This is a genomic window from Thermosporothrix hazakensis (assembly GCF_003253565.1).
Taxonomy (GTDB): Bacteria; Chloroflexota; Ktedonobacteria; order Ktedonobacterales; family Ktedonobacteraceae; genus Thermosporothrix; species Thermosporothrix hazakensis.
The window spans coordinates 22,654-35,010 of the sequence record NZ_QKUF01000043.1; the positions used below are offsets into that span (position 1 = coordinate 22,654).

At 52.4% G+C, this 12,357-nt stretch carries 7 protein-coding genes; 4 read left to right on the plus strand and 3 right to left on the minus strand.

The annotated features are described in order from the left end of the window. Positions 1-29 precede the first annotated feature (29 nt). Both EI42_RS29290 and EI42_RS29295 read right to left on the minus strand, forming a co-directional pair. Entirely contained in the window at positions 30-3,164 is a 3,135-nt protein-coding gene (locus EI42_RS29290; protein WP_111326179.1) for an FHA domain-containing protein, read from the minus strand. Positions 3,165-3,378: 214 nt separating this feature from the next. Next, on the minus strand, positions 3,379-5,106 hold the full coding sequence (locus EI42_RS29295; RefSeq protein ID WP_111326180.1) for a methyl-accepting chemotaxis protein: 1,728 nt from the start codon (positions 5,104-5,106) through the stop codon (positions 3,379-3,381). A 344-nt stretch (positions 5,107-5,450) separates the two neighbouring features. On the opposite strand from EI42_RS29295, the gene EI42_RS29300 reads away from it, so the two are divergent. After that, complete coding sequence (locus EI42_RS29300; RefSeq protein ID WP_111326181.1) at positions 5,451-6,152, plus strand: SRPBCC family protein; 702 nt, start codon at positions 5,451-5,453, stop codon at positions 6,150-6,152. A 57-nt stretch (positions 6,153-6,209) separates the two neighbouring features. Here the strand turns inward: EI42_RS29300 and EI42_RS29305 are convergent, their stop codons facing one another. Further along, positions 6,210-7,379, minus strand: coding sequence for a hypothetical protein (locus tag EI42_RS29305; RefSeq protein WP_170211512.1), 1,170 nt, complete (start codon positions 7,377-7,379; stop codon positions 6,210-6,212). Positions 7,380-7,918: 539 nt separating this feature from the next. Between EI42_RS29305 and EI42_RS29310 the strand changes: the two genes are divergently transcribed. The 3 genes from EI42_RS29310 to ppdK all read left to right on the plus strand — a co-directional run bounded on the left by EI42_RS29310 (position 7,919) and on the right by ppdK (position 12,139). Next, positions 7,919-8,485 (plus strand): DNA-3-methyladenine glycosylase I, encoded by a 567-nt coding sequence (locus tag EI42_RS29310; protein ID WP_111326183.1) that lies wholly within the window; start codon positions 7,919-7,921, stop codon positions 8,483-8,485. Between the two features lie 167 nt (positions 8,486-8,652). Further along, positions 8,653-9,195 carry a HEPN domain-containing protein gene (locus EI42_RS29315; RefSeq protein ID WP_111326184.1) on the plus strand — a complete coding sequence of 181 codons (543 nt, stop codon included), beginning with the start codon at positions 8,653-8,655 and terminating at the stop codon, positions 9,193-9,195. Between the two features lie 163 nt (positions 9,196-9,358). Beyond that, positions 9,359-12,139: a pyruvate, phosphate dikinase gene (gene ppdK, locus EI42_RS29320; protein WP_111326185.1), complete on the plus strand. Its 2,781-nt coding sequence runs from the start codon at positions 9,359-9,361 to the stop codon at positions 12,137-12,139. Positions 12,140-12,357: the final 218 nt, after the last annotated feature.

The window sequence follows — 12,357 nt, forward strand, 5'->3', positions numbered from 1 at the left end:
GACAGGTGCTCCCTTTTTGTTGGTCCGGTTTAGACACGAGCGTCTTTCCGCTTGAGGAACAGGCCGATCAGGATTGTGAGGACAACAATAATGGCTATCAGTGCACCCCAGGCCAGGAGAATGCGCTGAACCGACTCATTCTGCGAGTAGGTGCTGAAGAGCTGACCCTGATAGGTGTAGGTGTCACCGAAGAGCTTGTCTCCGTTGATCTTATCACTATGCAGGCCGACTGATGAGCCAAGCGCGGCCATTGCCCAGCGTGTTGGGAAGATGAAGGCCGGTATTTGCAGGAACCAGTCCTTAAAGGGAATGATAGCTCCAGCAAAAATGACCTGCGGGATCAGGATAATCGGCACAAAGCTGATGGCTCGGTCATTGTTTGGCGCGATTGCGGAGATGGTCAGACCGATCATCAGACCGGCAATTGAGCAGAGCACCAGCGTGATATAGACTTCCAGCAGTACCGGGAGAAAGACCCCTTTCTGTAATGGTTCGCCGATATGGATAATGGCGAGCAACACAGCGGCCTGGAAGAGACAGAGGATGCTCAGCACAATGATCTTCGAGAACATGTAGGGTAGAATGCCAAGATTGACAGCGCGTTCACGGCGATAAATGTGCGCCTCTTTCACGATTTCGCGTGAGCCGTTAATACAGCCGAATAGCACGGTGCCGAAGGCCATAATGAAGAGGACCGTCTGAGCATCCTGACCATAGCCCGGCATCAGGAACTCTTGCAGTGCTTTCTTCACATCATTGTCATTCTGCTTGAGCAGCTCTTTTGCCGGGATAAAATTCTGATCGCGTGCGGCTTCCGGGCCCTCCTTTGCGTCCTTGTACTTCTGCAGGAAGTCCTGCGCCTTATCGCAGGTGACAGTATCTTTCTCTTTTGCCTCAGGCATCATCAGCGGCGCTTTTTGGGTGTGGTTTGTCTGCTTGTCTGTGACTTCCACCAGCGTCTGCGTGCGGCACATCACGATCTTGTCTGTATTAAAGATGCCGGTTCCGATCTCAAAGCGGACCATAAAGACAAGCAGAAGCGCGATAATCGGTGCCTGTAAAAGCAGCAGAGCCAGGTTACCAGGATCATTTTTGAGCAACTCAACATAGCGCATGGCAAGCAACCAGAATTGCGCGAAGGGATTGCCGCGCTTGACCCGCTTGATTTGCTGCTGCTGATACTGTCCGTTTGCGCGTTTGGCCTGCCCCTCGTTCAGCGGGGTCACCACATACTGATAGTAATCAGGCGAGTTCTTAAAGCGGGCCTCGGCCTCTTCTGGAATTCGGGGGTTTTCCGGAGTGGGTTCGAGAGCGCTATAGATCTCCGCGAAGTCCGATTTCCCGAAAAACGCCTTAGCCTCATTTGGAGGCCCGAAGTAAGCGACACGACCCCCTTGAGCCAGGAAACAGACATAATCACATGCATTGATATTGTTGGTCGCGTGCGTTACCAGAATGATGGTGCGTCCGCGATCTGCCAGACGACGCAGCAGATACATCATCTTGCGGTCCAGGCCGGGATCAAGGCCTGAAGTTGGCTCATCCAGGAAGAAGATGCTCGGGTTTGCCAGCAATTCCAGTGCGATCGAGACGCGTTTGCGCTGACCGCCAGAAAGGCGATTGACCAGTAATTTACGGCGCTGTGTCATCTCAACATCTTCCAGGACCTCGTTAATGCGTTGCTCAATTTGCTCCCTGGTGAAGTCGCTGGGGAGGCGCATTTTCGCCGCGTAATAGAGCGCTCGCTCGACGGTCAATTCGCGGTGCACGATATCATCCTGTGGCACATAGCCAAGCTGCGTGCTGAAGGCGGCAAGGTTCTGGTAATAATCCTGCCCGTTGTAGAGGACAACTCCTTTATGAGCAGGACGCAGGCCGTTCAATGCATCCATCAGGGTTGACTTACCAGCGCCTGAGCCACCGACCAGCGCCACAAACTTACGTGGCGGAATGACGAGAGAGATATCATTGAGCAGAATAACTTTATTATTGCCCTCTTTGTAGAGGTTGAGTGCATCAATACGGATGCTGTTACTCTCGTCATATTGGGTGAGCTGTGTGCCGGTATAGGTCAGACGATAGGGACCAATACGGATTTCATCGCCGGCTGCAAGCAGATGGTTGGTGACCTGACGTCCATTGATGTAAGTATGGTTGGTGCTGTTAAGGTCGAGCAAGCGATAGCCACCATTAGGCTGCTGATCGAGGCGGGCATGGTGAGCCGAGACCTGGGGATGATTAAGCACAACCATGTTGTTAGGCGCGCGACCGAGTGTGATCGATGGAGCACCAAGCGGTATCGGATGAATCTCAGGGGGAATCTCCTGAGAAGTGCCGCTGCCATCATCATATGTCAGCGTGACAAGAGTGCCGTGTTCGTCGCCGATACGAAAAATATCCCCATGTACCAGAGGCTTCCGAAATTGCTCATTGCCATGAATGATACGGCCTTGATACATCAAGCCGTTTAAGGTCTGGCCGCGTGAGGGATGAGGGTGAACCAGCACCCACTGATTATTTTCGCGAACAATCTGTGCATGAAAGCCTGAGACTACCGGCTCATTGATGATAATATCGCATTGGGGATTGCGCCCGATATTGATCACTGGCTTGAGCAGACGATGCGACTGCTTCTCCCGCTGAATATTACTGCTTACTTCCAGGGATGGCATTCCTTCGATGGCTGTTTTATCTGGTGCCAGTCCTCTGGAAGGAGGAGGTACAGGGCTGGCAGGCCCATTGGGCATAGCCGCTACGGGTGGAGGCGTTGGCGCGAATGCTGCCGCCGGCTGGTGTGCAGAAAGCACCATTTGTTGTGGGCTTGATGGCTGATTCGGTGGGGATACAGCCTGCGCAAGAAAGACAAATGTGGTATCTTCTCCTAATCCCACAATCGTATTATGTGAGATCGCGGCTTGTTGTATTTTGTTCTGGTTGACGGTAACAATGCTGTGTTGCGAGAGGTTTTCCAGCATCCAGCTACCGTTGTTCCAGGTAATACGAGCGTGATGTCTGGACACTTTCGGGTCAGGAATCACAACATCGTTGCTTCCTTCGCGCCCCAGGGTAATAAGCGGCTTATTGAGTGGAAACGATTTTCCTTTCAATGGACCGGTGAGGAATTGGACCGAGATAGGGCCCGGCGGGCTACTCGCTGCGTTCATCAAGGCACTCCTGGTTGAGAAATAGATTGAATGCTATGTATTATATCCTGTAGACGTTGGAAAAATGTATTACTGGATAGGTATTTTTACCACTGAATAGCGAATTGGGCTATCTGCTTTGTTTTGCAAGCACCTGTATTGTAGAGAGAAATATGGACATGAGGCTATGAACAAGTTCACAGGTTCGAGGTGAAAATGCGGAGCCGTTGCAGGGTCAGCGTTCTTCCTCGGTTGGGCGTAGTGGGATTCGAAAAACAGAGAGCTGTGAACGAAGAGCCGCTGTCTGTTCTGTGAGTTGAGTCAGGGCTTGCTGAATCTCAAGGGCATGGCGATGAATAGCGTCCGTCATCTGCGGTGTTTCATTGATCGCACTGATAACCAGTTGTGATCCCTGCGCCTGCTGCTGAACGGAGGCCGAAACGTCCTGGATCAGGTCCGAGAGCCGCTCTATCACAGTACTTAATGCGTCAAGAGCAACTCCGGTCTGAGTTACCAGCTCTGTTTGTAGCACAACCTGCTGTGTGCTTTGTTCCACACTATGCGCGACCGCTGACGTTTCATGCTGCACCGAACGCACATAGGAGCCAATCTTGCGAGCAGCCTCTGAACTTTGCGAGGCCAGACCACGGAGCTCTTGAGCAATCAACGCGAATCCCTGTCCGCGTTCGCCTGCGCGTGTTGCCTCAATCGCGGCGTTGAGTGCCAGATGATGCATGCGCACGGTCAGGTCTGAGATGTCCAAAATCGTCTCGTTGATTTCCTGACTGCTCTCACCGAGCGTCTTCATAGTGCGGGCAGTTTGTAATGTGGCCTCGCGAACCAGACTCATGCCGTTCATGGTGCGATCCACAATGTTCTGTGCCTCGGTTGATACTTCCATCGCCTCAGCGGCATGGGCTGAGAGACGGGTGATTTGCTCGGAGACCTGCTGAAGGAGCGTATAGAAATTCTGAATGACCGAGGAGATCTGTTGTATCTGTCGGGCCTGTTGATCGGTGTTGCGTGTGAGCAGTTCTGAATAGCGCCAGAGGGTTCTGGTCTGTTCATCGACTTCCTGTGTGGTGTGCTGCTCATGACCAAGGAGTGAGCCAATCGCAGTAAGCACCTGATTGAAGGTTTCGGCAACAGGTTGGAGCCTGGGGTGAGTAGAATGGAGAGGTGTGCGCAGATCGCCACCTTTCAGGTGCTCCATATCCTCTTGCAAGCGGGAGATGCTCTGTTCAAGTGCCTGTTGTTCCTGTTCGTGCTCCTGAAAGAGCCGGGCGTGATCGATCGCGATTGCTGCCTGCTGGGCAAAAAGCTCGATAACCTCAATGCGCTCTTCAGAAGGAATCTTGCCATCAACGGGATCATCAAGGGAGAGCAACCCAAGCAGCTTTTGTGCTCGGGGGCTGAACAGTGGGATCAACAGGACATCCTCTGCATGCCAGTCGTTCTCTTCTTCCGGCTCTTTCAGCGGCGCGGTAAGTAACGAGATACTGTAGTCAATGTTCTGTTTATGTGAGATAAAATAGCTCTGGCTGATGCGAAATTCCGGGCGCATCACATTGAGGAAATCTTCTACCAGATCATGCGTTGAGCGCAGAATCTCCTGTTGTTCTTCCGGGATGCCAACGAAGGCAACGGGCATGATGTAGGGGTTTTTCTCCTCGATCAGATTGATGACGGAAATACGGAAGCCAGTACAGGCGGCGATCGAGGAAGCGATTTGTTGAAGCACCTCATCCAGCCCGAGATCTGCGCGCAGCAGGCGCCCGAGACGAAGCAGCTCGCTGATCTGATCGCGAATCTGTGGTGTGACCTGTCGCCGCTCACCTGATTGTGTAGCGGCAGGCGGCGGTGACGTCAGCGGATGTTCTGACTGCTTCTGTAATTGTTTGGTTGAAGGACGAAAACGGACGCGCAGGGGAATAGATCTCCCCGTCAGTTTGCGCTCAGACATCAGCAACCCTCCGAACGATCCAGTCCATCAAAAGATACTCTCAGAGAAATAAGAGAGCATTTAGCCGTAACATACCATATTTTGGTTTTTCAATACAAGAGATATAGCACATCCGGGTGAAAAAGAAAGGCCGTTTTTACAGGAGATAGCAGGCCGAGAGGCCAGGGATGTGCATCTAGAAGTACCATCCGAGGGGCTGAGACGTATCTGTTTTAGAGCATGAACGACTGGTAGGAAGAGGGGAAATATGCCATAGGACGTTGCGATGCTACTGGTTCTCCCCTATAATGGGCGTAAAGCCGTACGTGTAGAGCAACAATTTTTTTGAGAAGGAAGTGCTCTTTATGAACATTGAAGGAACGTACACGCTACAGGCACCACTGGAAGAGGTGTGGCAATGTCTGTCTGATGAGGCAGTATTGCGGCAGGCGCTTCCCGGCCTGGAACAAATCAAGCGTCTTGACAAAGATGTGTACGAAATAACGTTGAATGTAAAGCAGGCTCCACTGGCTGGAAGATATACAGGGCGAGTGACGATAGATGATCTTCAGTACCCCTACTTCTGCCGCTTCACTATTACTGGTGAAGGGGAGCAACAGAACTGTGTCAATGGAGATGGGGTTATTCATCTCAATGAGCGAAATGGGAATACGATTCTTGCATACAAGGGATCGTTGGCCTTTGGGAATCTCAGTGCGCGGCTGACTGTACCTATGGCGCGTGGTGCGGCCAAGCATTTGACACAGCAATTCTTTATGGCGCTGGCTGATCAATTGCGTTCCCGTCGAGGGAGCAGTGTGGCGACTGCGGAACGAGAAGAGCCAGTGGTTCAGACGCGAGGAGATATCATCATTATTCCGCCTCCCGAACTGAAAGAGGAAGACGAGGCTGTTCCGTTGACCTTGAAATGTGTGCGCCTGCTTGGAATCGGTGCGCATAATCCAGAAGAAGAGCAGCGTTGGGCAAAGCGAATACGCCAGATTGGTCTTATCTCCCTATTTTTATTCCTCGTGTGGGTTGGCACGCGTTTGCCCAGAAGAAAATAAGCAGGGAAACAGAAGCGTACGTAATCACTCTATCCGGGGGAAGTCCCCCCGGATATGCTAGCCCATCATCGAGCGTAGGCGGGCTTTCCAGTCATTGTCTTCATCAGATTGCTCCGAGGATGCCGGTTCGTCAAGGATCCAGCTACGCGCGCCATTGGCCGCTTTGCTGGAAAGGGGACGCTGGTGACGCGGGTGGCGATCATCCAGATTGCGAAGCGCGGTCTGAGCTGATTTACGCACATCCTGCACTGGATCCTGTAATAGTGCCTCTACTGCCTCACGCGCTGAACGAATCCCCAGACGGCCCAGAGCCCGGGCGCTTCCAGCTCGCTCATCGGAGGTGGGAGCGTTCAACAGGGGCATAATCTCAGGGGCCAGTTGAACCAGTGATAGATCTGTGATCAGGCGTAAGAGACGATTGCGTCGCATTGGATGTATAATACTGGAGAGAGCTGCCCGGCAATCAGCGTAGATTTGTGCCTTATTGCGAATGAGACCCCGGGTGCGCGCTTCTGCAATGGCAACTTCGGCTGACGTATGGGACGTTCCTCGCAAAAATGGCTCAATCCATGGGGCAACCGGCTCAATAGTGTCGGTGTTCTCGTGAAGCTGAAGGATGGCATGATAGTGTTTATCAAGCCAGTAGTAGAGCGCAAGCGTGACCTCGGCGTCGCGAGCTGCATAGGCGATCATGGCGGGAGGAAGGGGACGACGGGTCCAATCGGTGCGCTGGAGACTTTTATCCAGTCGGATATGAAAGGCTCGCTGTAACATGGCTGCCAGTGAGGATTCATGCTGGCCGAAGATCGAACGACAGGTGGCTTCAAGATCGAAATAGTGAGCGACATGCAGTCCGCGCTCAGCCATCACACGAATATCTGCGCCTGCACCGTGCAAGAGGATAATCTGCTCCGGGTTGCCGATGACGGATGCCAGAGGGGAGAGATCATGCAAGCGTAGCGCGTCAATAACAAAGCACTGCTTGTCGATAGCCAGTTGCAAAAGAGCCAGACGAGGGACTGTGCTGGCACTGTTGCGCGAACGTCCTTGCGTAAATTCTGCGTCAATTGCAATAATTCTGGATTGCTGGAGCCGGGATACTGCCTGTAGGAGTTGTTCTGGATGCTCAACCCACAGGCGCTCACCTCTGGGAGGAAGCTGACCCGGAGGAGGAGTAGGGCCGAGGTAGCCCGGTTGCATATTATCCAGATTGTCCGATTCTGCCAATGGTGTTTTGTCTTTCAATGAACAATCAGTCCGCCTTTGTAGGAATTCCAGCAATGTATGAGGAGCGTTCAGCAGATGTGGTGATAGATGGACCATGACCGATTCAGGCACAGCGAGCGCCTGCGATACACCGTCACACCTGTGCTTGACCATCCCGGATTGTATGAAATGGCTCGTATTTCGCTCACAGAACTTGCTTTTGCCTTAGTAGCTATTCTCTCTCGCTTGGAGAATAGATCAAAAAAACGGTTTTGTCAATATGTGTTTGCACTTCTGGCGCACACTATAGCACACTTGCTCCCTCTGAGCAATATTCACTCATTGGCGACGAGGAATACGGCATTGCATGAAAAACGGCGAGAAAGCAGATCGGGAAAAGTGGATAGAGGAGTGTATTTCTGAAGAGGGAACATCGGGATTTCCGGTATCTCTATCATAGTTTTCTTGTACCGATAAAGAACAGAGGAAAAGGGCAGACAAACAGTACTTCGGATGGTACTATAGAAGCCAGAGGTTTGAACAGCAAGGATCGAAGCTGTATGTCACAGACCTATTGTGAGTTTGCTCAAACGCATGATCTTCACCGTGTGTATCATGATACCGAATATGGCTTCCCGGTGCGTGAGGATGCGGCGCTGTTTGAGCGTCTGATTCTGGAGATCAACCAGGCCGGGTTATCCTGGCATATCATTTTAAAGAAAAGAGAAGCGTTTAGGCGTGCCTTTGAGGGCTTTCAACTGGAACGGGTGGCTGCATATGGGGAGGTGGAGAAAGCGCGCTTGCTGGCCGATGCGGGCATTATCCGCAATCGGCTGAAAATTCAGGCCACGATAGAGAATGCTCGGCGCCTGCTCCAACTGCGCGAGCAGTATGGATCGTTTGCAGGCTGGCTGGACTATCATCATCCCCTGACAAAAGAGCGGTGGCGTCGACTCTTCAAAAAGACCTTTGTCTTTACTGGTGGGGAGATCGTCAACGAATTCCTGATGAGCACTGGATACCTCCCGGGAGCCCATACCCCTGAATGTCCTGTGTATCAGGAAATAGCGCGTTTTAATCCGCCGTGGCTGAACGTGCAATCTCCAGTACATGATAAAAGTGAGTAAAATGTGCTTGCATGGTTGTACGGTACTAGAAGCTAATTCCTAAAGCATTGACACAATAGACCTCTCAGGAATACCATAACGGAGGATAGTGGAAAGGCAAGGTAAAAAGCTTTGCCATACGCAATTGCAACAGGCCCGATGATCAGGCACCCAGCGAGGATACAGCTATGTCACAGATGGAAGAAGAGAAATATAATATGCAGGAAGAAGAAATAGAACATCTACTCATTGAGGGTGTTTCCCTTGAGCAGGACCGTTCTGTTCCGCGAGTAGATCCACAGCTCTCTTCTGATGCAGAGGATGAAGATGCTTCCCCGGACAGCGATGTTCAGGGTGCCTGTGGATTATTCGCAGAGGCTGCGCAAGATATGGCGACCGCGGCACTTGAACTGAGTCTTGGTAGGCATTTCGCCTGTGTTGACTACTGTAATCAGGTTGCGGAAAAATCCGCGCAAGCCGTCAGCCTGTTGAAATTCGGTCGTCGCGTGCGCTATGACCATGATTTACATGCCCTGGGTTCGCGGGTCGGAGCGCCCCCGGAGATTCTGGCGGAGATGGAAAAACTCACCCCTTTCCATCCAGAGGCGTTCTATATGGATACGCCACCGGAGGAAGCCGATGAGGTCATCAATGCAGAAGATGCGGCCAGATATGTCGAGGGAGCTCGTAAGATCTTGCGTTGGGCGAGGAACATCGTTTTGAGTATGTAAAAGTACAGGCATCGATCGATTCTACCTCCTGTGCTTTCGGGCTGTGTTGCCTGGAGGATTGGAGCGCTTTCTGTCGACTGGATGCCCACGGTGGAGGAGTCCCTACCCCTGTGTCGGGTGGGAACCTCCCTCTGCACGGCTCTAAATGATAGTGGAGGATTTTATGACACAACAGGTCGTAAAAACTGAACTGGACGAAGCAGTAAAGCAGTCACCTCGTAAGTGGGTTTACCTCTTTAGCGAAGGCAATGCAACGATGCGTGAATTGCTCGGTGGCAAAGGCGCGGGTGTTGCTGAAATGACCAATGCAGGATTACCTGTTCCTCCCGGTTTTACTATTACTACTGAAGCCTGCAATACATACTATGAGGCAGGGAAACAGTTCCCTGAGGGGGTGTGGGAGCAAGTTCTTGCGGCAGTGAAGGTGCTGGAAAGGCAGACAGGAAAAGGGTTCGGCCAGAAAGAAAACCCGCTTCTGGTCTCGGTTCGCTCCGGCGCCAAGTTCTCGATGCCCGGTATGATGGATACAGTGCTGAATCTGGGGATCAATGATGAGACCGTTCAAGGACTGATCGAGCTGACCGGGGATGAGCGCTTCGCTTATGATGCATATCGCCGCTTTATTCAGATGTTCAGCAAAATTGTATTGAATGCGAACCCACAGGATTTTGAGCAGGTTCTTGACGAGTATAAAGAGAAAGCCGGTGTCAAAACGGATGCTGAGATCCCGGCTGATGCTCTGAAACAGCTTGTCGTCGAATTTAAACAGATTGCGGAACAATCCTCCGGTCAACCGTTTCCTACCGATGTCTACGAACAGCTCCATAAGGCTATTGAAGCCGTTTTCTCTTCCTGGAATAATAAACGCGCCATAGATTATCGAAACTTCAACAAGATCCCTCATACACTTGGTACCGCTGTGAATGTCCAGACAATGGTATTTGGGAATATGGGGAATGATAGTGGTACTGGCGTTGCTTTTACCCGAAACCCCGCGACTGGCGAGAAAGAGATCTACGGCGAGTACCTGTTGAATGCACAGGGTGAGGATGTGGTGGCCGGGATTCGTACCCCTTCAAAGATCAGCAAGCTACAGGAAGAGCTCCCCGAGGTGTACAAGCAGTTCCTTGAGATTGCACAGCGCCTTGAACAGCATTATCGCGATATGCAGGATCTCGAATTCACGGTTGAGAAGGGCCGCCTGTATATGCTGCAAACGCGCTCGGCGAAACGGACTGCCGCGGCTGCCGTTCGCGTTGCGGTTGATATGGTGAAAGAGGGCCTGATCTCCGAGGAGGAGGCTGTGAAACGTGTGGAGCCCGCGCAGGTCTATCAGTTGTTGCTCCCTCGTTTTGATGAGGAAGAAAAAGCGACTGCGACACTGAATGGCCGGTTGCTTGCGCGCGGCTTGAATGCTTCACCCGGTGCTGCCTGTGGGCAGGCTGTCTTTGATGCGGATCGCGCGGAGGAATTGGGGAAAGCCGGCGTTCCTGTTGTACTGGTACGCCCTGAAACCAGCCCTGATGACGTCCATGGGATGCTGGTAGCAAAAGGTATTCTGACGGCTCGTGGTGGCGCAACCAGCCACGCGGCGGTGGTTGCTCGTGGTCTCGGCCTGCCGTGTGTTGCGGGCTGTGAAGCGATTCGTGTCAGTGAAAATGAGAAGGTCTTCCGTGTCGAAGGCTCTGACGTGGTGATCAAAGAAGGCGATCCTATTTCGATTGATGGGGCAACTGGCGAGGTTTTCCAGGGCTCTATTCGGACGGTTGATCCCGATTTCGAGAAGGAAGAGAATCTACGCACGTTGCTTGCCTGGGCCGATAAGTTCCGCAAGCTTGGGATCTGGGCAAACGCTGATTATCCACGTGATGCCGGCCGTGCTGTAGTCTTCGGCGCTGAAGGTATTGGTCTGTGCCGTACCGAGCATATGTTTATGGAACAGGAACGGCTGCCCATTGTGCAGCGTATGATTCTGGCGAAGACCAGAGAAGAGCGTCAGGCCGCCCTTGATCGCTTGCTCCCGTTCCAGCGAGCAGATTTTCAGGGAATCTTTGAGGCAATGGTGAACCCGGAGACCGGTGAGGGATACCCGGTGGTAATCCGCCTGATTGATCCTCCTTTACATGAGTTCTTGCCCTCCTACGAGGAGTTGCTGGTTGATGTTACTCGCCTTGAGACTCAGGGAGGGCATGAAGAGGAACTGGAGCAAAAGCGGCAGTTGCTCGAAGAGGTCGCGGCGATGCGCGAGATGAACCCGATGCTCGGGCTACGCGGTTGCCGTTTGGGGCTGTTATTCCCTGAGATCAATGTAATGCAAACCCGTGCGATTCTTGAAGCAGCGGCGGCAGTCGCTAAGAAGGGGATAAAGGTTCACCCGAAAATTATGATCCCGCTGGTCGGGCATGTGAATGAGTTGAGGGAAGTGCGCCGACAGCTTGAGACCGTTGCGAAAGAGATTGCTCAAGAGACCGGCGAGGCAGTCGATTATAAGTTCGGCACCATGATTGAGGTACCACGCGCGGCTCTGACCGCGGATCAGATCGCAACCGTTGCCGATTTCTTTAGCTTCGGTACCAACGACCTGACACAGACGACCTTCGGTTATAGCCGTGACGATGCGGAAGGGAAGTTCTTACTCAAATATGTTGATGGGCTTGAGGTCCCGGGCACGCATGAAAAGGTCAAGATTCTGCCCGTCAACCCGTTCCAGTCTCTCGATCGTGATGGTGTCGGCCAGTTGGTCGCAATGGCTGTTGAGAAGGGGCGCAAGACCAAGCCTGAGATTGAGCTTGGCATCTGTGGTGAGCATGGGGGCGATCCTGATAGTATTGCCTTCTGCCATGAAGTCGGTCTGGCTTATGTGAGTTGTTCACCGTTCCGCGTTCCGGTTGCTCGACTGGCTGCTGCACAGGCCGCACTGAGTAAAGTCGAAAAAGACAAGTAAGCAACACATACTGCTGATGAGGAGTGTTCCCGACCGGAAACACTCCTCTTTGGTTCGCATGAGGCGGCCTGCTTCATTCCTGATAGTTCTCGAGTCGTAAGAGCGCTTGCTGAGCCTCTTCAAGAGAAGAAACGGTGCTGAAGCGGACAGGAAGCTGCTGCAACAGCGAGAGATCGACGAGCCCTGCAAGTACCCGTTGAGCAAGAGCATGGAGAGCC